16 protein-coding genes and 1 pseudogene are annotated in these 19,186 nt (G+C 69.6%); 8 read left to right on the top strand and 9 right to left on the bottom strand.

Annotated elements, in window-relative coordinates; translation table 11 throughout:
* The 5 genes and pseudogenes from ABD908_RS08075 to upp all read left to right on the top strand — a co-directional run.
* Positions 1 to 1,469, top strand: a 1,469-nt coding sequence (locus ABD908_RS08075; RefSeq protein ID WP_344993461.1) for a sensor histidine kinase, incomplete at its 5' end; no start/stop codon positions are given.
* Positions 1,466 to 2,170, top strand: a complete 705-nt coding sequence (locus tag ABD908_RS08070; RefSeq protein ID WP_344993458.1) for a response regulator — start codon at positions 1,466 to 1,468, stop codon at positions 2,168 to 2,170. The genes ABD908_RS08075 and ABD908_RS08070, both read left to right, overlap by 4 nt.
* Positions 2,171 to 2,252: 82 nt before the next feature.
* Positions 2,253 to 3,500 carry a GTP cyclohydrolase II gene (locus ABD908_RS08065; RefSeq protein ID WP_344993455.1) on the top strand — a complete coding sequence of 416 codons (1,248 nt, stop codon included), beginning with the start codon at positions 2,253 to 2,255 and terminating at the stop codon, positions 3,498 to 3,500.
* Positions 3,497 to 4,789 (top strand): annotated as a pseudogene (locus tag ABD908_RS08060) (URC4/urg3 family protein). The gene ABD908_RS08065 and the pseudogene ABD908_RS08060 overlap by 4 nt, the downstream one beginning before the upstream one ends.
* A 59-nt stretch (positions 4,790 to 4,848) precedes the next feature.
* Positions 4,849 to 5,478 carry a uracil phosphoribosyltransferase gene (upp, locus tag ABD908_RS08055; RefSeq protein WP_344993453.1) on the top strand — a complete coding sequence of 210 codons (630 nt, stop codon included), beginning with the start codon at positions 4,849 to 4,851 and terminating at the stop codon, positions 5,476 to 5,478.
* Positions 5,479 to 5,499: 21 nt separating this feature from the next.
* Here upp and ABD908_RS08050 read toward each other — a convergent pair whose 3' ends face one another.
* Complete coding sequence (locus ABD908_RS08050) at positions 5,500 to 6,684, bottom strand: serine hydrolase domain-containing protein (protein WP_344993451.1); 1,185 nt, start codon at positions 6,682 to 6,684, stop codon at positions 5,500 to 5,502.
* Positions 6,685 to 6,794: 110 nt separating this feature from the next.
* On the opposite strand from ABD908_RS08050, the gene ABD908_RS08045 reads away from it, so the two are divergent.
* On the top strand, positions 6,795 to 8,042 hold the full coding sequence (locus ABD908_RS08045; protein ID WP_344993448.1) for a serine hydrolase domain-containing protein: 1,248 nt from the start codon (positions 6,795 to 6,797) through the stop codon (positions 8,040 to 8,042).
* Here ABD908_RS08045 and ABD908_RS08040 read toward each other — a convergent pair.
* From ABD908_RS08040 to ABD908_RS08025, 4 genes are all read right to left on the bottom strand, one after another.
* Positions 7,987 to 9,555 carry a biotin carboxylase gene (locus ABD908_RS08040; protein ID WP_385924708.1) on the bottom strand — a complete coding sequence of 523 codons (1,569 nt, stop codon included), beginning with the start codon at positions 9,553 to 9,555 and terminating at the stop codon, positions 7,987 to 7,989. The two genes, ABD908_RS08045 and ABD908_RS08040, sit on opposite strands and share 56 nt — an antisense overlap.
* A 288-nt stretch (positions 9,556 to 9,843) precedes the next feature.
* Positions 9,844 to 10,611 (bottom strand): SDR family oxidoreductase, encoded by a 768-nt coding sequence (locus ABD908_RS08035; RefSeq protein WP_344993442.1) that lies wholly within the window; start codon positions 10,609 to 10,611, stop codon positions 9,844 to 9,846.
* A 29-nt stretch (positions 10,612 to 10,640) separates the two neighbouring features.
* Complete coding sequence (locus ABD908_RS08030) at positions 10,641 to 12,395, bottom strand: redoxin domain-containing protein (protein WP_344993438.1); 1,755 nt, start codon at positions 12,393 to 12,395, stop codon at positions 10,641 to 10,643.
* A 198-nt stretch (positions 12,396 to 12,593) separates the two neighbouring features.
* A complete protein-coding gene (locus tag ABD908_RS08025) occupies positions 12,594 to 13,028 on the bottom strand; it encodes a nuclear transport factor 2 family protein (RefSeq protein WP_344993435.1) in 435 nt (144 codons plus the stop codon).
* A 623-nt stretch (positions 13,029 to 13,651) separates the two neighbouring features.
* On the opposite strand from ABD908_RS08025, the gene ABD908_RS08020 reads away from it, so the two are divergent.
* Entirely contained in the window at positions 13,652 to 13,849 is a 198-nt protein-coding gene (locus ABD908_RS08020; RefSeq protein WP_344993432.1) for a hypothetical protein, read from the top strand.
* A gap of 186 nt (positions 13,850 to 14,035) precedes the next feature.
* On the opposite strand, the gene ABD908_RS08015 is transcribed toward ABD908_RS08020, so the two are convergent.
* The 3 genes from ABD908_RS08015 to ABD908_RS08005 all read right to left on the bottom strand — a co-directional run bounded on the left by ABD908_RS08015 (position 14,036) and on the right by ABD908_RS08005 (position 17,161).
* Entirely contained in the window at positions 14,036 to 15,388 is a 1,353-nt protein-coding gene (locus ABD908_RS08015) for an APC family permease (protein ID WP_344993429.1), read from the bottom strand.
* Positions 15,385 to 16,260: a carbon-nitrogen hydrolase family protein gene (locus tag ABD908_RS08010; RefSeq protein WP_344993426.1), complete on the bottom strand. Its 876-nt coding sequence runs from the start codon at positions 16,258 to 16,260 to the stop codon at positions 15,385 to 15,387. Before ABD908_RS08010 ends, ABD908_RS08015 begins: the two co-directional genes overlap by 4 nt.
* 220 nt (positions 16,261 to 16,480) lie before the next feature.
* Complete coding sequence (locus ABD908_RS08005; protein WP_344993424.1) at positions 16,481 to 17,161, bottom strand: helix-turn-helix transcriptional regulator; 681 nt, start codon at positions 17,159 to 17,161, stop codon at positions 16,481 to 16,483.
* A 292-nt stretch (positions 17,162 to 17,453) separates the two neighbouring features.
* On the opposite strand from ABD908_RS08005, the gene ABD908_RS08000 reads away from it, so the two are divergent.
* Positions 17,454 to 19,043, top strand: coding sequence for an N-acyl-D-amino-acid deacylase family protein (locus ABD908_RS08000; protein WP_344993421.1), 1,590 nt, complete (start codon positions 17,454 to 17,456; stop codon positions 19,041 to 19,043).
* Here ABD908_RS08000 and ABD908_RS07995 read toward each other — a convergent pair.
* Positions 19,040 to 19,171, bottom strand: coding sequence for a hypothetical protein (locus tag ABD908_RS07995; protein ID WP_344993418.1), 132 nt, complete (start codon positions 19,169 to 19,171; stop codon positions 19,040 to 19,042). The two genes, ABD908_RS08000 and ABD908_RS07995, sit on opposite strands and share 4 nt — an antisense overlap.
* Positions 19,172 to 19,186 lie beyond the last annotated feature (15 nt).

The raw sequence follows: 19,186 nt of genomic DNA, 5'->3' as shown, positions 1-19,186 counted from the left end.
CGGAGTCCGCCGCCCGCCGAGCGGGCCGGCCGCCGTCGGCAACGGAGCTGGCGTCGGCGGCCGTGCAGCAGCAGGCGGTGGCCGTCACCCGCCGCACCGACGTCCTGTTCGTGGTGATCGCCGACGACGCGGGATTCCGTCTGGCGCACCCGGATCCGTCGCAACTCGGCAGCCGTGTCAGCACCGACCCGACCGCCGCCCTCGCGGGTCGCGAGGAGGTGACCGAGCAGACGGGAACGCTCGGCGGGTCGGTACGCGCCAAGGTCCCGGTGTTCGGTGGGAAAGGCGCGGTGGTGGGCATGGTGAGCGTGGGGGTGTCCACCGACACCGTCGGCGCCGCGGCGCGGCGCAGCCTGCTGCTGCTGCTCGGGCTGGTGGCGGCCTCGCTCGCCGTGGGCGCGGCCGGCTCGGGCCTGCTGGCCCGACGGTGGCGGCGACTCACCCTCGGCCTCGAGCCCGAGGAGATGGCCGAGCTGATCCGCGAGCAGGACGCGGTGCTGCACTCGGCATCGGACGGCGTGATCGCCGTCGACGCGGACGGCGTCGCCCGCGTGATCAATCCGCGGGCACGCGAGCTGCTCGGCGTGGCTGCGCCCGCAGGTACCCCACTCGCCTGGCTCGGGCTCACGCCGCGGGTGGCCGCCGTCGCGGCCCAGCCGACGGACCCGCCCGTCGCCGCGGCGGTCAACGAGCGGGTCGTATTGGTGGCGTCGCGACGGGTGTGGCGGGGCGATCGAGACCTCGGGACGGTGCTCACCGTGGCCGACCGCACCGACGTGGAAGCCCTGACCCGCGAGATGGATTCGATCCAGGCGATGAGCTCCGCGCTGCGCGCTCAGCGACACGAGTCCGCGAACCGGATGCACGTCGTGGCGGGACTCCTGCGCGCGGACCGGACCGGCGAGGCGCTGGCGTATCTCGACGAGGTGGCCGGCCTGGACGGTGCGGGCGCGCCGGTGCCCGGGATCGCCGGCCTTCAGGAGCCGCATCTGCGGGCGTTCGTGTCCGCCAAGGCCACGCAGGCCCGCGAGCGGGGCGTCGCGCTCACCGTCGGGTCCGACACGCTGCTGGTCGACACGCTGACCCGTACGGTGGACGCCACGACGGTGGCGGGCAACCTGATCGACAACGCGATCGACGCCGCGAGCGAGTCCGGCCCCGGGGGGACCGTCGAGCTGGACGTGCTCCGCGACGGCGACACACTGGTGATCGCGGTATCGGATTCGGGCGGGGGATTCACGGTGGCCGACCCGTTCGCGGAGGGGGTCACCACACACGGCCTGTCGACGGTGCCGGGCGGCCGGGGTATGGGCCTCGCGATCGTCCGGCAGGTGGCCCGGTCGGCCGGCGGCGACGTCGTGATCGCCTGCCGCGGCGGCGCGCAGGGGCCGACCACGGTGGTCGCGACGCTCCCCGGCTGCCTCCTCGCTGCCCCGCCGGCGGACGTGGGCGGGTGCGTCCGAGGATGACACGAGACGTCCGGATCCTGGTGGTAGACGACGACTTCCGCGTCGCCGCCCTACATGCGGGGGTGGTGGACGCGATGGCGGGGCTGACGGCGGTCGGCTCGGCGCGCACCGCCTCGGAGGCGCGCGCGGTCCTCGCGGACACGCCGGTCGACCTGGCGCTCGTCGACGTGTACCTGCCGGACGGTTCGGGCATCGACCTGGTGCGTGAGATACGGTGCGATGCCTTCGTTCTCGGTGCCGCCAACGACTCGTCGACGGTGCGCGCGGGGATCGCCGCGGGCGCGCTGGTGTATCTGATCAAGCCGTTCGACAACGCCGAGCTCGCGCGGCGCCTCGCGGCCTACACGGCATACCGGCGGATCCTGGACGCACCCCAGGTGACGCAGGCCCAGGTCGACGCGGCCCTATCGGTGCTGCGCTCGGACCCGCCGACCGCTCGCCGCGACGACGCGGTGTCGGTGACCGAGCGGCGCGTCGTAGCCGCGCTCACCGACGCCGGCGGTCCCCTGCTGGCCGACGAGATCGCCGAGCGCGTCGGGGTCTCGGCCGGCACCGCCCGCCGCTACCTCGCCGACCTCGTCCGGTCCGGAGTACTGGCGATGGAGCTGCAGTACGGGAGCACGGGGCGCCCGAGGCAGCGGTACCGCCTCGGAGCCCGCACCGACAACCCGCGCGAAACCGGCCGGAGCTGGCTAGGCTGAGGCCTTCCCGTCCGATCGGTGCGCTGGTCGGACGGGACCGCGGCAACGGCGCCGTCGACTCGATCTCGACGAGGAGGCTCAGATGTCCGATGCGGCAACCGGCCACATCCGCTTGACCTCGCACTCCGGTGGGTCCGGTGCGCCACCGATCCACTGGGGCGCGCCCACGGCCGCGGAGCGGGGCCCGGTGATCGGCACCACCACGACGCGGGCGGACCGCAACGTGATCGGCACCCACAGCGGCTCGTACGGCGTGTACCGGGCGCTGGCGGTGGCGGCCGGGAAGCTGTCCCGGCAGCACCGCGCCGACCTCACCGACACGACCCCGACCGACACCGTCGGGCCCTTCCCGCAGTGGAGCGAGCCGGACGCCATCGTCAGCCTCGACCCGTGGGGCGCGACGGTGGCCGACGTGTTCGCCGCCGACCTCGCCGCGGGCCGGGACATCCGGCCGACGATCGCGGTGACCAAGGCGCACGTCATCGTCCCGGAGATCGCGGACGCCGTGGCCCGGGGGCGGCTGGTGCCCGACGGCCGGCTGCTGTTCCCCTCGGGTGCGGCCCTCGTCACCAAGGCCGCGATCGAGCCGGTGTGGTACCTGCCGGGCGTGGCCCAGCGGTTCGGATGCAGCGAGGCCGACCTGCGTCGGGCGCTCTTCGAGGAGACCGGCGGCATGTACCCGGAGCTGGTGACCCGCAGCGACCTCGAGGTGTTCCTGCCGCCGATCGGCGGGCAGACCGTGTACATCTTCGGCACCCCGGCGGACCTGGCCGACCCCCGCGTGGAACTCACGGCCCGCGTACACGACGAGTGCAACGGCTCCGACGTGTTCGGGTCCGACATCTGTACCTGCCGCCCGTACCTGACGCACGCGATCGAGGAGTGCATCGTGGGGGCGCAGAACGGCGGGGTGGGGCTGGTCGTGTACTCCCGCAAGGAGGGTCGGGCGCTCGGCGAGGTGACCAAGTTCCTCGTCTACAACGCACGTAAGCGGCAGGAGGGCGGCGACACGGCCGAGATGTACTTCACCCGTACCGAATGCGTCGCGGGTGTGCAGGACATGCGGTTCCAGGAACTCATGCCCGACGTCCTGCAGTGGTTGGGTATCAAGAAGATCCATCGTCTGGTGTCGATGAGCGATATGAAGTACGACGCGATCACCGGCTCGGGGATCGAGGTGGGCGAACGGGTGGACCTGCCCGACGACCTGATTCCGGCCGACGCCCGGGTGGAGATCGACGCGAAGATCGCAGCCGGCTACTTCACGCCCGGCGCGGTCCCCGACGCCGACGAGCTCCGCAAGGCCAAGGGGCGGAGCCTGGACGCGTGACCCGTACCCGTCCCTCCGCCGAATCCCCCGCATCCGCAGTCCGCCGTCCGGACACCTCGACCGCCGTGGGGGCCGCGACGGCGCTGGCGTCGACGGCCGCCGTCCGGTGCCGCGCGCAGGCCCTCCTGGAGCGGGCCAGGGGCGGGGCGTCCGGCTGGTTCCTGGTGGACGACGGTGCGCTGGGCTCCGCCGCCCAGATCGTCGCCGATGTGACGCGCACGCGCTACCCCGGCCTCGCCATCCCGTACCACAGCCGGTGGCGGCACTTCGAGGCCGGCGGTGTGGATCGGACCGCGGCGCTGGGCGATCGGCTCGCGCAGTCCGGCGCGGACACCGGGGCGATCGCCCGGGCGCAGATCGATCTCGCCGTGGTCAGCGTGCTGCTCGACGCGGGTGCGGGACCCGATTGGCGGTTCGCCGAGGACGGGCGGCGTATCGCCCGGTCGGAGGGCCTGGCCGTCGCGAGCTGGCACGCCTTCACCGCCGGACTCTTCTCGTCGGATCCGGGGCAGCCGCTGCGCGCCGACGCCGCGGCGTTGCGCACCCTGGACGCCGGCCGGCTGGCCGCGGCTTTCCAGGTGGGGCCGGCGAACCCGCTCGTCGGGTTGGACGGCCGCCTCGCGCTGCTGCACCGGCTCAGGGACGCGGTGGCGGCGCGGCGCTGAGTGTTCGGTGCCGACGGCCGCCCCGGTGGGCTGTTCGACGCCCTCACCGCCGCCGGCGGATCGGTGCAGGCGCACGCGATCCTGATGACGCTGCTCGACTCGCTGTCGCCGATCTGGCCGTCCGGCAACGTGATCGACGACGGTGCCGGCGGGCGCGCCCCGGTGGGCGACTGCTGGCCGCACTCCGCCGTCCCCGGCCCCGGGCTGACCGCCGGCTGGATGCCGTTCCACAAGCTGTCGCAGTGGCTGACCTACTCCCTGCTGGAGCCGCTGCTGTGGGCCGGTGTCACGGTGACCGGACTCGACGCGCTGACCGGGCTGCCCGAGTACCGCAACGGGGGCCTGCTGCTGGACACCGGCGTACTGCGGCTGCGGGATCCGGCGCTGGCCGCCCGCCGGTGGGACGTCGCCGACGAGGCGATCGTCGAGTGGCGGGCGCTGACGGTGGCGCTGCTGGACGAGCTGGCCCCGCGCGTCCGCGACCGTCTGGGGGTGACCGCCGACGCGATGCCGCTCGCCTGCGTCCTCGAGGGCGGGACATGGGCCGCGGGAAGAGAACTCGCCGGGCGGTGGCGCGGCGGCCTACCGCCGCTCACCATCGCGAGCGACGGCACCGTCTTCTGACCCCGCGCCGCCAATCCTGCCGTCCGCCGATCGTGCCCGCACCCACCGAAGGGGATCCCATGCCCGACGTCCACCTGATCGACCACCCGCTGGTGCAGCACAAGCTCACCCTGATGCGCCGGAAGGATGCTTCCACCAACAGCTTCCGCCGCCTCGTCGGCGAGATATCGATGCTCATGGCGTATGAGGTGCTGCGTGACATGCCTACTCAGGAGATCGACGTCGAGACGCCGCTCGAGCACACCACCGGTCACGTGATCGACGGGAAGAAGCTGGTGTTCGTGTCGATCCTGCGCGCCGGCACCGGGATCCTGGACGGCATGCTCGAGGTGGTTCCCGGCGCCCGCGTCGGCCACGTGGGGCTGTATCGCGACCCCAAGACGCTGGTAGCCGTGGAGTACTACTTCAAGATGCCCGGCGACCTGGACGAGCGCGACGTCGTGGTTGTGGACCCCATGCTGGCGACCGGGCATTCGGCGATCGCGGCGGTCGACCGGCTCAAGGAATGCAGGCCCAAGTCGATCAAGTTCGTGTGCCTGCTCACCTGTCCCGAGGGCATCGCCGCGATGCGAGCCGCACACCCGGACGTACCGATCTATACCGCCGCGATCGACCGGTGCCTCGATGAGCACGGGTACATCCTGCCCGGCCTCGGCGACGCCGGTGACCGGATCTTCGGCACGAAGTAGCACTCCGCCGCGGCGGCCGCTCTACCCTGAGGACAACGCCTCCGCGAGCGACCCGCACGCGCGCAGCGTGTCGATCAACGCCGTGGTGTCCTGCGCGTCCGGCCAGCTCGACAGCTTGGCCGCCACCGTCCGCGCCCCGGGGTGCACGTACACCAGTTGGCCGTGGATCCCCATGCACAGCAACACCTTCGCGCCGCCGCGGCGGACGAACCAGAACTGGTTGTGGTACCAGCCGCCGGGCAGCACGGGCTCGTTGGCGGTGCCCGCGAACGCCGCCCGCACATCGGCGCCGGGGTCGAAGGACTCGGCGATCCACCGCTCCGGAATCACCTGCCGGCCGCCCGCGACACCGTCGTCACACAGCAGCCGGCCGAACCGCGCGAGGTCCCGCAGGGTCGCACACACCCCACCGTCGTGCATCGCGTTCCCGAGGGCGTCGACGGTGACGAACGCATCGGCCTCGGCGCCCATCGGGCGCCACAGGAGTTCCGAGATCAGTTGCGCAGTACGGATTCCCGTGACCCGCTCGCACAGCCACCCGAGCAGGTCGGTGTCGATGGAGCGGTAGACGAAGCCGCCACCGTGCGGCCCCTCGGCAGGCAGCCCCGTGATGTAGTCGTACAGGCCGGCCGGGTCGGCGTCGGTGCGCGGCGCCCACCCCGCCGAGCGCTCCATGACGCGGACACCGGCATCGGGATCGGTGTATGCCTCGCTGAACCGCACGCCGGTGCGCATATCGAGCACGTCCCGCACCGTCGCTCCGGCGTACCCGGACCCCGCGACCTCGGGCAGGTAGTCGGTGACGGCCCGCGCCGGGTCGATCAGGCCCTGTTCGCGCAGGATCCCCGCGACGCACCCGAGCAGCGACTTCGACACCGACATCAGCAGGTGCCGGGTGCCCGGCGTCATCGTCCCGCGGTACTGCTCGGCGACCACCGCCCCGTCGTGCAGCACGAGGAAGCCGTCGGTGTGCGTGTCGTCGAGCACCGCCGCAGCGGTGTCGACGCCCGCGCCGAGGCGCCCGACGGGGATGGACAGATCGACCGCGGGCCCCGCCGGCAGCGCGGCGGCCGCGGCGGGACCGGCGCCGGGGATCTCCGCCACCGGCATCAGGTCGGGGATGTGCTGGAACGCCCAGCCCACGTTCTGCGGCTCCTGCCAGTTGGACAGGTCGATCCCCTCGGGCCGTCCGGCGGCGCGGGTCATAGGGCACTCCATCTCTCGGGCTGGATCTCTCGGGCTGATCTTCGGGTGATGCCGGGTGGCGCTGGGCTGGGTGACCCGGCGCGGAGCCGCCGACCCTATGATCGAGGGTCGTGACGAACGATGCGGGCGATGCGGCGGTGGGGGCCGACGCCCGCAACTGGCAGACGCCACCGTACAACCGCTGGGCGTTCTGGAACGTCGACCGTATCCTGCCGGTGCGCACCATCCCCCGCGCCGCGGCGCCGCACCCGTTGCCGGAGCGGCCCGCACCCGATCTGCTGCAGACCACCCTGACCGACGTGACCGGCGCTCCCACCACGGTGGGCGCGGTGTTCGAGCGGACGTACACCGACGCCTACCTGATCGTGCGCGACGGAGCCGTCGTCGCCGAGTGGTACTGCGCCGCAGGGGGCCCCGAGCGCACACATGCGATCATGTCGATCACGAAGTCGATCGTCGGGTGCGTCGCGGGCGGCCTCGTCGCCGACGGCCTGCTCGACCCCGAGCGTCCCGTCACCGACTACGCGACCGAGTTGGCCGGCAGCGGCTACGCCGGCGCGCGGGTGCGCGACGTGCTGGACATGCGCACGGGCGTGATCTTCCGGGAGGAGTATCTCGACCCCGCATCGGAGATCCGCGCCATGGCCGACTGGCTCGGCTGGCAGGCGCCGTACGGGGCCCCTCGTGCCGGCGGGCTGTACGGCTTCCTGGGGTCGCTGGGCCGTGGCGGCGAACACGGCGGCCCGTTCGTGTACCGGTCGGCCGACAGCGACGTCCTGGGTTGGGTGTGCGAGCGCGTCGCCGGCCTGCCGATGGACGTGCTGATCCGCGAGCGGATCTGGCGCCCGATGGGCGCCGCGGCCGACGCCCTCATGCTGTGCGACACCAATCGGACCCCGGTGCACGACGGTGGCCTCGCGGTGACCGCCCGCGACCTGGCCCGGTTCGGGCGCGTGCTCGCACACGGCGGGGTCGAGCCCGACGGCTCGTCTCACGTGGTTCCTCCTCGGTGGTTGCGTCAGGTGTGGACGGTGGACGCGGGCGCCCGGGCCGCGTTCGCGGCGTCCCCGTCGGAGGCGGCCATGCCGGGCGGCTGGTACCGCAACCAGTTCTGGGTGCGGCCCGACGCCCGCGGCCACGACGTGGTGCTCGGCATCGGCATCTACGGGCAGCTGCTGTTCGTCGACCGGGCCACCGGCACGGTCGGAGTCAAGTTCTCGAGCTGGCCCGCCCCGCAGGTCCCGGCGTACCTGGAGGACACCTTCCGGGCGTTCGCCGCCGTGGCCGCCGGGACGGCGGGCACTACTTCACAGCGTCCACCGTCATCACCACCGGTGTCTCCGGTACGGCCTCTGTGACGTAGCTGCGGCGGATGCCCTCGATGTATCGGCGGGCACGCGGCGTGAGCGCGCCGCCGGACTGCATGCGGCCCTTGGTCACCAGAATGCCCAGGTCGGCGCCCTTGAACAGGTAGTCGCCGGGACCGTAGACCCGCAGGTAGAACGCCTCGTCCTCGCCTGCCAGGTCGTGCCAGTCCTGGCTGACGCGCTGGAACCGCAGCTGGCCTCCGTCGTCGAAGTGCCAGGTACCGGTGCGCGGGGCCGCCAGGATCCGCTCCACCGAGTCGGTCGGCTCCTTCATGATCAGCTGCGACCAGGTGTCCACGGCGGCCAGATCGCGCCAGCGGGCGTTGATCTCCTCGACGCTCACGGAGTAGTCGACGTCCATGTACTCGAGCAGGTGGAACAGGAACAGGGGCACGTCGGCGTACGCGCCCGCGGTGACGTTGGTCATCGACGACGTCCCCGAGATGCGGGGGTTGAGTTCGCCGAGATACACCTCGTCGGTGTCGATGTCGATCAGCACGTCGATCTCGAGGAAGCCGAGGTAGCCCTCCTGCGCGAGGCGGTCGCCCAGCTTTCGGACGTTGGCGATCGCCGCCTCCCGGTGCGCGTCCGACAGCGCCTCGGGGAACAGGTCGTTGCCGCACCAACCGCCCTTGTACGGGGTCAGTTCCGGGTAGCCGGTGAGGTCGGTCATGAACGGGCCCACCACGGTGCCGTGCCGGGTGATACACGCCTCGACGGCGACGGCCCTGTTGTTGATCCGCTTCATCACCTTGAGCTGCTGGCCCACGATGTCCCCGGAGCTACGGTCCCAGTCCGCCTCGGCCTTGATGAAGAACGTCGTCTTTCCGGAGTCGCCGTACGGCGTCTGTACCACGAGATCGGTCCCCAGATGGGCGGATTCAGCCAGTTCCAGCAGCTCCTGATAGGTGTCGGCGCTCCCGAGCACGTTGGGCACCGACGGTGCGCCGGCCTCGTTCCCCAGGCGCGTGGTCTCGATCTTCGAGTCCAGGCGGCGGCGCAGCTCGTCCGACGGCAGGATCAGGTCGTATCCCCGCTCCCGGCAGATCTTCTCGGTCTCGGCGTCGAAGAACACCATCGCGATCTTGGGCCGGCCGCCGCGCCTGCGCAGGTACTGCTGCACCTCGGGGTCACGCAGCAGGTAGTTGTTGATGTCCTCGGCCGACTCGAACTCCACCGGTGGCCGGTTGACCGGCGCGAACACCCGGGGATGCTGACCGTCCCACGAGTCGTAGTAGGCGATGTAGTGGAAGTTGCGGACCCACCGGTCGATGCCGAGCAGGTTGAAGGCCGTGGGACCGACGAAGTAGATCGGTTCCTCGTTGGTGCGGAAGAAGGTCCGGATCTCCGAGATGCCGTCGAGGTACCGGCGGCCCGGTGTTCGGGTGGTCGTCTCCGCTGTGGCGGTGGTCGTCTCGGGAGCGGTGGTCGTCTCGGGAGCGGTGGTCGTCTCGGGAGCGGTGGTCGTCTCGGGAGCGGTGGTCGTCTCGGGGGTGTCGGCCATGATGGTCCTTCCGGGTCGAGCGGTGCGGCGGACGGCGCGAACGTCCGCCGCCCGGGCGGTGACGGCGGCCAGCAGGTGCCGCGCCCATCGGCGGACGGGACGAGGCTGGGCGGTCGCCGCATCGGGCGGAGGCGGTGCGATGCGCAGGCGTGCGTCACCCGCCGACGACTCCCTGGAGGGCTCGGGCGGCGCGTGTCTCACGTCGCATAATCTATGCCGGATCCGGTCCGCCCACATGGTGTCTGGAAGTCCAGCCGTGGTCCGGCATGCGCGACGTTCCGGCGCCGCTCATCCGCGGTGAGTGAGATGCTCCTCGAAGGTGATGGTGCCGACGCGGTTGTCCGGCGTCGTCAGCCGCCCGGCACGCAGCGCACGGCCCAGCTCGCCCGGGATCGGCACCCCGACGACGCGCCGCCGGGACCCGCGGACGCGCAGGTACGTCTCGGCGAGATCAGCGAATCGCCGCACCTCCGGACCGCCGATGTCGGTGACGCGGCCGGCGGGCGGTCCCGCGGCCAGCTCCACCAGACGGTCGGCGACGGTGCCCACGTCGATCGGCTGGTCCGTCGCGCCGCGGGGCACCAGGACCGCCGGCAGCGCGGCCTGCGCAGCCAGGATCCGCTCGATGAGATCGTGGAACTGGGTGGCACGCAGGATCGTCCAGCCTACGGGCGAGTCGGTGATCACACGCTCCGCGGCCAGCTTGGCGCGGTAGTACCCGAATGGGACGTCGTCGATCCCGACGATGGAAATGTACACCAGGTGTCCCACCCCGGCCCTGTGCGCGGCCTCGACCAGGTTGCGGGTCGACTCGGCGTCACGCCGGCCGTTCGTCGTGGCACAGTGGACGACCACGTCCACGCCGGCGAGCGTGGCGGGTTCGAGGACCGCGAGCAGGTCCCCCGTGACGTGCGTGACCCGCCCGGCACCGTCGGGCCCGGGCCTGCGCGAGAGCACGGAGACCGCGTGCCCGGCCGCCGTCGCCCGCGCGACGACCACCCGCCCGAGTACCCCGGTTCCACCGGTGACGAGGACGCTGCACTGCGTGTCTGCCATGGCGTTCCGATCCGAAAGGTGAACGAGTCCTACCCGAAGGTGAACGAGTAGGCCGCAAGGCCCGGGGTGAGCCCGACGGTGACGGTGCCCGTCTGCGTGCCGGGGTGGCTCGCGACGGTGTAGATGTTCGGCGCTCCGGAGACCGCGATGGTGCGGGTCGCGCCATCCTCCGTCGCGGTGAGCGTGCCGGTGCCACCCACGTCGAGGTAGACCTTGCTCGCCTGATAGGAGAGGGACAGTGCCGCGCCCGAGCCGGCGGTGATGCTCTCGTTGCCGATCGTCCACGTGCCACCGAGGCCGAAGGTGTTGGCGTCCAGCGCCTTCGGCGCGGTGAACGTATGCGTCCCCGCCGTGTAGCCGCCGGTGCCCCCGTAGTACTGCTGCCGCTCGACGCCGAGGTAGGTCTCGGGGGTCAGATCGGCGCCGTCGGGCGTGGTGTCCGGGAGGTCGGTCGGCTTCGGCAACGTGACCGAGGGGTGGGCCGCGAGCAGCAGGGAGCGGATGTCGCGCTCCTGCTGCGGGTAGTCGCCCTCGCCGATCGAGACGTGCCTGATCACCCCGGTCGCATCGATCAGGTAGCTCGCCGGCCACGAGACGTTGTGGTAGGCGTTCCACGTGCCATACCCCGTGTCGATGGCGATCGGCGTGGTGAGGCCGATCTTGCGGGCACCGGCGGCGACGTTCGCCGGATTTCGCTCGAACGCGTATTCGGGTGTGTGCACCGCGATGACCTGGAAACCGTACGGGGCATACGTCTTCCACCACGCCTCGACATGCGGCAACTCGCGCTGGCAGTTGATGCACGAGTACGCCCAGAAATCGATCAGGACGACCTTGCCGCGCAGCGCGGCGAGGGTGCGTGGTGTGTCCGGCTGCGTGTTCAGCCACTGCGAGATCCCTGTGATCTCCGGCGCGCGCCCGCAGTCACTGAACACGTCGGCGCCGTTGAACGCGGCGCGTTGGCAGGTCTGCAACGAACCCGTGCCGGCGACGGCGACGGCCGCGGCGTCCGTCCCGAGCGAGTTCCCCAGGGCCTGTGTGTAGTCCGGCACCTTGCGCTGGAGCACGTCGGTGACGTTGAAGGTGAGCGCGACGGCGAGGGCGATGATCGCGACACCCGCCACCGCGCGGATCCCTCGCTGCCGGCGCTGCAGCGCGCGCACGCGGGTGGACAGCTGCCGCCCGGCAAAGGCGATCAGCAGCAGCGGGATCGCCGTGCCCAGTGCGAAGGCGACGGTGAGCGTCACCGTGTTCCAGCCGATCCGGCCTGTGGCGCCGGCGACGGCGATGGCCGCGAGGACTGGTCCGGCGCACGGCACGAACACCGCACCGAGTGCGAGCCCCAGAACGAAGCCTCCCCGATCGCCACCGACGGAGCGCTGGGGGATCCACGCGAACGCACGCTCGACGATGCGCTCGACGGCGGGCACGAGCATCGACAGGCCGAGCAGGAGGAGGGCGGCGAGCCCTAGCCAGCGGAGCAGGTCGGTCGGCAGATGCAGCAGGGACAGCACGACCGTCCCGAACAGGGTGATGAGCGAGAAGCTGAGGGTGAGGCCGAGGACGATCAGCACGGGTCGCGCGGGGAATCGGCGGCGGGCAGGTGGCGACTCTGCGACCGACGGCCCCGTTGCCGCCGGTCCGGCGGGCACGATCTCGGCTGGAGCGGTCTGGGCGGGAGCAGCCTCGGCGGCCCCGAGGAGTATCACCGGGAGCACCGGCAGGACGCAGGGCGAGATGCCCGCCAGGATCCCACCGATGAAGCCGATCAGCAGCAGCGTCACACATCGACCGTAGGCCCGCGACCTGAAAACGAGCTGAAGTGGTGGCCGGAACTCGACGGCACCGGGCGGTACGACGCCGAGGCACCCCGGCCGCCGACCCGCCGCAGCGAACCGCACGATGCCGAAACCATTCAGTACCGAGCCGCGCGGCCTGACACCGGGACGGCGAACCGCACGAGCCCCACACCCCGGACGCGATCAGTCCACGCCGCTCGCCGCGGCGGCGTCGTCGGTCGGGTACGTCCCGTCGCCTCGGACGACCCGTGGCCCCGCTTCGTCCGTCTGCATGCGGAGGACCTCGCACACCAGGCCCCCGGCGTGGTTCCGGTAGTTGATCACCACGGTGTCGACCCCCGTGTAGACGGCGACGATCTCGAACCGCAGGTCCGGGATCCGCTCGAGCCCGACGGTCCAGTACTCACGGATCGCAGCCTTACCGACGAGAACCCCGCCGGTGTCGGGCAGCAGCGTCGCGGCGACCGGCGAGGTGAACCGGGCATCATCGGTGAAGTGGGCGAGGATCGTGTCGAGGTCGTGGGCATTCCACGCCGCAAGCCAGGAGTCGGCGAAGTCGCGCGCCGACGTGACGTCGAGGGCGGGCGGGCGCGGGCTGCGCGGGTCGTCGTGATGCATGCGCGGATGATCGCGCGCCTGCGCAGCGCCGGCAAGCCGTTTTCCGCTTCCCTGCTGAGCACACGTCCGGCATCGTCCGTAGCGCGACCCGAACTCGAACACACATTCTTAATAAGTTTTCAGACCAGGTCTGGTATCGAACGGTAACGTGGGTCACATGACCCCGGCACCGGTCCGCGGCGTTCCAACCTCCGCTATCCAGACCACGGCGTCGAACCTGCAGCCGCTACGAGGACGACCGACCGATCAGGCTCGAACCATCAAGCAGGCCAATCTATTTCAACACCCATCTCGACGATGGAGTTACATCATTGAAACAAGCTGTACACCAACATGATTCATATCCACAGCCGCGGTATGACGCGCCGGTTACGGCGTCGCGACCGGATCGCACGATCGCTCCAGAGCACTACAGGTGTGCCAAAGAAAACTTCCGCGCGTACTACTCCTTACTCTGCGGTAAGGCCCCACCGACGCGCACACTGGTAGCCATGCGCGAGCACTGGACGATAGTCGCCAGGCAGATGGCGCCTGGCACAGACACGACACACGGGCATCAGGGAATCGCGAAGATGGCCTGGCGCCCTAGAGACGAGCCGTCGTGTACTCCCCACGTGTGGTCGATGGCCGCACTCGTAGCGTGGGTGCGGGACGGCAATGTAGCGGTGGTGGCCGACGGTGACGACGAGCTGCAGGCGCATGTGGTGGCCGCTTCGGGACGGGCCTATCTACGCACCTTCCGCGGGAGCACCCCGACCGACCACCTACTCCACCTGCCGAACATCGCTCACGGTCGGGTTTCCGGGGTACGGGCGGGGTGACCGACCGACGACGCGCGGCACATGCAGGCACCGTCGGCTCCAGGACGCTCGCCCGGGCATCATCATCACCGGCCCTCGAGCAGTAGACGTTCGCCTCGGCAGTGACGATGGGCTCGCCCGTCGTGCAGGAGATCCGCCGCAGTCGCGTGCTCGCCCAGGACGGCACCGTGCCCCGCACTCCCGCCATCACTCGACCTCCGCGATCCCGGCCAGGTCCGGCGGCTGGCGCGTGAACCCGCGCGTCAAGACCAGCAGGTACACGACACCGATACACAGCCAGGAGAGGCCCAGAACCAGCGCGTCCTTGTCCAGTTGGGTGAGTAGCGAGATGTCGATCACCGCGCCGATCAGCGGGATCAGGACATAGCGGATCGGGTTGAGCCGGGCGCGCCGACGGTGCCGAAGGAAGTAGACGATCACCGACACGTTGACCAATGTGAACGCCGTGAACGCACCGAAGTTGATGAACGACGTGGAGGTGGAGACGGACAGGAAGATCGCCGCCAGACCGATGACCCCGGCCAGCAAGATGTTCAGGACCGGCGTGTGGAACCGCTCCACCACCCTGCCGAAGAACCGGTTCGGCAGGACACCGTCGCGGCCCATCGCGAAGAGCAGCCGGGCGACCGCCGCCTGCGCGGCCAGGCCGGAGGTGAACTGGGCGACGATCAGCGCGGCCAGGAACACGGCTCCGAACAGGCTGCCCCCGATCGTTTTGGCGACGTCCTCGGACAGCGAATCGGCGTCCTTGAAGGTGCCACCCGGAGCCACGAGCGTCACGAAATAGGCGACGACGATGAATATCGCGCCACCGATCAACGCCACCAGAACGATGGCGCGCGGGATCGTGCGCTCTGCGTCATGAGTCTCCTCAGTCATCGTGCTGACCGCATCGAATCCCAGGAACGAGTACGCAGCCACAGCCGAACCCGCTGCGATAGAGCCGATCCCGGCGTCACCCGTGAACGGCTTCAGCGACACGAGTGATTCCGAGTGCCCGACGAGGTGGCTGATCGTCAACACCACGAACAGCACCAGGATGAGGATCTGGAACGCCATCAACACGAAGTTCGCCCGGTCGGCGAGCTTGAGACCGACGATGTTGAGTGCCGTGGTGACCACGATGAAGGCGACGATCCAGATCCAGAACGGCACGTGCGGGAACTGGCCGTTGAGATAGGCGCCACCGATCAACCAGATCACGAGCGGCAGGAACAGATAGTCCAGCAGGACCGCCCAGCCGACGATGAACCCCGCTCGCGCATCGAGAGCCTTGCGGACGTACGTGTACGCCGATCCCGCGACCGGGAAGTGTTTGGCCATAAGGCCGTAGCTCAGTGCAGTGAACAGCATCGCCACCGTGGCCAGCAGATATGAGCCGGCGCTGCCACCCTGCGACTTGACGGCGATCACCCCGAAGATGCCCAACACGATGATCGGCGCCATGTACGCGAGGCCGAACAGGACCACGGAGCGAAGGCCGAGCGACTTCTGGAGAACGGACTGGTATCCCAGGGGTTCGGTGACATCGCTTGTCATGACTGTCCTCTCGGTCGCCAGGTGGCGGGGTCGATATGGCCGGAATAGACAGGTAGGTCGATGAGGGGATCGCCCGGAAGCATCTGCGACCACATCCGGTTGAGGCCTTCGGTACCGTGCTGTCGCACACGTGTGACGTCATCGAGGTCGATCTCGACGATGGCGAGCCCGGGTTCGTCGCTCGGCAGGTCGGCGATGACGGTGCCCTCCGGGTCACTGACAAGCGAGCCACCCGCTCCGACGGGCCCCGCCGCGTTCACGCTCAGCATGAACACCTGGTTGGTGATGGCGTTCGCCCGCGCGAGGATCCGTTCCTGCGCACGGTCGGAACCCGTGGTCTTCACGACGTTCACCACGAACTCCGCACCCATCCACGCCAGGCTGCGAGTGGATTCCGGGAACCACGCGTCGTAGCAGATGGACAGGCCACCTCGACCGATCCCCGGGATGTCGAACACCGTGAAGTCGTGGCCCGGCGCCCACGTCTCGTGTGGCCGCCAGGGAAAGACCTTGCGGTAGTACGCGACCAGATCACCGCGTCGATCCACGACGATCGCGGTGTTGTACACGCGGCCGTCGTCACCGAGTTCGGGTACCGATCCGGGAATCAACCACACCCCCAGGTCCGCAGCCACCCGGCACAGTGCGCGCTGCCTGGGACCGGCGAGCGGCTCTGCGGCCGCATTCAGCCACTCGTTGGTATCCGGGGCATCGTCACCGTCACCGCACAGATGGATCTCCGGGAAGACGATCAAATCCAGACCTGGTGCGGCTGAGCACATCTCGGCTGCGCTACTGCGCAGGACCTCGACCTCGTCGGGTCCGTTCAGCGGCACATATTGAGCTAGCGCGACCGTGAGCGAACGAGCCATTGGCACAATGTAGGCCCGCACCGACGCCTCCGCTTGTCGAGCGCGAGCACATTGTCGGCGGCGACGACGGTGGTTGTATCGACACGGAGGTCGTATCGACACGGAACGAGATCGAGACCCGTCCGCGAGCGTTGCACCACCTGCCATCCGTCCGGCGCAGAACGCATACACCTTTGCCGTACACGGCGATACGCCAACCTAACCGGCGATGAGGCCCCTTTCACTCACCGCCGGTGACGGGACGCTCCCCCGCCCTGCCCTGGTCGAGGTAGCTGTACAGAGCGCCACGGGAGATGCCGAGCCGCGCCGCGATGGTGCTGGCAGCATTCTTGACGAAGAAGACCCCGCGCGAGTCCAGGTCCTTGAGCAGGACGATGCGCTCCTCCTTGGTGAGCTGGGTCGGGACCTTCCCGATAGCCGCGATCCCGTGGTCGAACAGGGCGTCGAGAAGCTCATTGACATCGGTGGCGAACACCTCCGAGTCGGCCCGCCGGGGCGTCGGAATCATCGCGTCGATCGCCGCCTTGGCGTTGATGAGCGGTGTCTGGTCGACATTGATGCAGAGGTTCGCCAGGAGATGTCCCGCGGCATCGCGGATGAAGATCGAGGAGCATCTCAGCTCGCGGCCGTCCCTGGTGGTTCCGCGGTAGCCGAACTCGTCGGTGCCGAACGCCGCATTGCGTTTGAACTGCAGCCCCTTGCTCGTCGAGGGACTGCCGACCGATCGCCCGGTGACGTGGCCGTTCTCGATCGCGATCACCGTGCTCTCCACATCGCCGCTGAGGTCGTGGAGCACGACCTCACAGTGGGGCCCGACCGCCGTCGCCACGCCCGTCATCACCGGCGCGAGCAGCGATGACAGGTCCTCGATTCCGGCGCCGTCCAGATTCGGCAGATCCATGCGCTGCAGCATAGCCCAGTTTCCTAGACAGTTCGCCACCGCAGCGACGAACTGTCATCGGTCGCCATCGCGCCGACTGGGCAGATACTCCCAGGTCAACACCGGTTTACCGGTCATCGGATGTCACGTCTGTGTTAACAGTCTGTCCTCGTGTTGACGAACTGTCATCACCGTGGTGACACTGATTCTCACCGAGACACGCAGGGAACACGTCCCACCCCACGCCCTCTGCAACAGGTACGCAGACCGGGAACACCCAGTCGGGACCGAGACTCACGATCTAAGGACAGGGATGGCCGACCTTCTCATCACGAACGGCACCGTGGTCGACGGTACCGGCAATCCGGGGTATCGAGCAGCTGTCGCTATCGAGGGAGACACGCTCCGAATCGTCCGGGGCACACGGGAACTACCCGAGGCCCAGCGCACGATCGACGCGACCGGGCTGACGGTCTGCCCCGGGTTCTTCGATCTGCACTCACACTCGGCGCTGATCGTTCAGTCCGAGCCGGACCATTTCCCGAAGGTCCAACAGGGTGTGACGACCGAGGTGATCGGTATCGACGGGAACTCGTACGCGCCATTCAAGACTCGCGAACAGCTCACCAGCTTCGTGCGGATGTACGCCGGCCTCGACGGTCACCCCGACGACATCGCCTACGACTGGGACAGCACCGCCAGCCTGTTGCGCAAATACGACCGTCGCACTTCAGTGAACATCGCCACCATGGTCGGCAACGCAGCGCTGCGTCTGTCGGTCGTCGGCTGGGACATGATCCCCGCGACCCCCGGCCACATCGCCGATATGAAGGCGATGCTTCGGGAGGCCATGCAGGAAGGCGCCTTCGGGCTCTCGACAGGGCTCGACTACCCGCCCGGCAGTTACGCGAGCACGGACGAACTGATCGAATTGGCGCAAGCAGCAGGGGAATTCGGAGGCTTCTACCACACACACCTCCGAAACACGCTCGGGGACAGGTTCCTCGACCCCATCCGGGAGGCCGTCACGATCTGCCGGCGCGGTGAGTTGCCACTGCACCTCACGCACCTGTTCCACCGCGCGAACTCGCCGTACGGTGCGCAGCGGATCTTCGATCTGATCACCGAGGCACAGGGTGGCGGGGTCGAGGTGACCTTCGACTCGTACCCCTACGAATGGGGCAGCACCACAGCGATCATCAAGCTGCCGCAGTGGGCGCAGGAGGGCGGACCGGAGGCCACCGTCGACCGGCTCACCGACACCGAGGTCCGGGAGCGGATCCGTAAGGACATCGCCGCCCGGACCAGCTACGCGGCATGGATCAGATCGATGGACTACGTCCGGCTCGGACACTTCTCCCAGCCCTCCCTGCTCCGTTACGAGGGGCTGACCCTCGGCGAGATCGTGCGCACCGAGCAGCGCGACGCGGTGGACGTCTTCTGCGACATCCTCGTCGCAGAGCGCCTGGCGATCAACGAGGTGGCCCCCGGACCGTGGCCCGTCACACTGGCGAAGTTCGTCACCCATCCGGAGGGCATGGTCGGCACCGACTCGATCTTCCTCGGCGACAAGCCGAGCCCCAGGACCTACGGCGCGTACCCGCGCATCCTCGGTGACCTGGTCCGGGAGGAGAAGCTCATGTCGCTCGCCGAAGCCATCCGGAAGATGACCTCCTACCCCGCGCAGCGGCTCGGAGTCCTCGACAGGGGAATCCTGCGCGACGGGCTCAAGGCCGACGTGACGATCTTCGATTTCAACACGATCCGACCCGTCGGCACCTACGACGATCCCCGCCATCAATGCGAGGGCGTCCACTACGTGATCAACAACGGCGTTCTGGTCATCGACCAGGGCGTCCATACCGGTGCCCATCCCGGTCGCGCATTGCGCCGCAAATACTAGTACTCGAGAGGCCACACCATGTGGATGCCCCTTCGCACCGCGCCGGCCGTCAGCGCCGCGCCCACAACGAGCACAGCGCCTGCGACGAGCGCCGCGCCCACAACGAGCACGGCGCCGACAACAGACACGGCGCCGACGACAGA

The sequence above is a fragment of the Tsukamurella soli genome (assembly GCF_039541155.1).
Classification (GTDB): Bacteria; Actinomycetota; Actinomycetes; order Mycobacteriales; family Mycobacteriaceae; genus Tsukamurella; species Tsukamurella soli.
The sequence above is the reverse complement of the archived record's forward strand: the minus strand, read 5'-3'. Positions and strand labels throughout refer to the sequence as shown.

Excerpts from the sequence above, each read along its gene's own strand:
- ABD908_RS08010 (WP_344993426.1), bottom strand. The coding sequence starts at position 16,260 with ATGGCTCGTTCGCTCACGGTCGCGCTAGCTCAATATGTGCCGCTGAAC.
- ABD908_RS08020 (WP_344993432.1), top strand. The coding sequence starts at position 13,652 with ATGGCCGCACTCGTAGCGTGGGTGCGGGACGGCAATGTAGCGGTGGTG.
- ABD908_RS08035 (WP_344993442.1), bottom strand. The coding sequence starts at position 10,611 with ATGGCAGACACGCAGTGCAGCGTCCTCGTCACCGGTGGAACCGGGGTA.
- ABD908_RS08000 (WP_344993421.1), top strand. The coding sequence starts at position 17,454 with ATGGCCGACCTTCTCATCACGAACGGCACCGTGGTCGACGGTACCGGC.
- ABD908_RS08040 (WP_385924708.1), bottom strand. The coding sequence starts at position 9,555 with ATGGCCGACACCCCCGAGACGACCACCGCTCCCGAGACGACCACCGCT.
- ABD908_RS08050 (WP_344993451.1), bottom strand. The coding sequence starts at position 6,684 with ATGACCCGCGCCGCCGGACGGCCCGAGGGGATCGACCTGTCCAACTGG.
- ABD908_RS08005 (WP_344993424.1), bottom strand. The coding sequence starts at position 17,161 with ATGGATCTGCCGAATCTGGACGGCGCCGGAATCGAGGACCTGTCATCG.
- ABD908_RS08065 (WP_344993455.1), top strand. The coding sequence starts at position 2,253 with ATGTCCGATGCGGCAACCGGCCACATCCGCTTGACCTCGCACTCCGGT.
- ABD908_RS08025 (WP_344993435.1), bottom strand. The coding sequence starts at position 13,028 with ATGCATCACGACGACCCGCGCAGCCCGCGCCCGCCCGCCCTCGACGTC.
- ABD908_RS08070 (WP_344993458.1), top strand. The coding sequence starts at position 1,466 with ATGACACGAGACGTCCGGATCCTGGTGGTAGACGACGACTTCCGCGTC.
- ABD908_RS08015 (WP_344993429.1), bottom strand. The coding sequence starts at position 15,388 with ATGACAAGCGATGTCACCGAACCCCTGGGATACCAGTCCGTTCTCCAG.
- upp (WP_344993453.1), top strand. The coding sequence starts at position 4,849 with ATGCCCGACGTCCACCTGATCGACCACCCGCTGGTGCAGCACAAGCTC.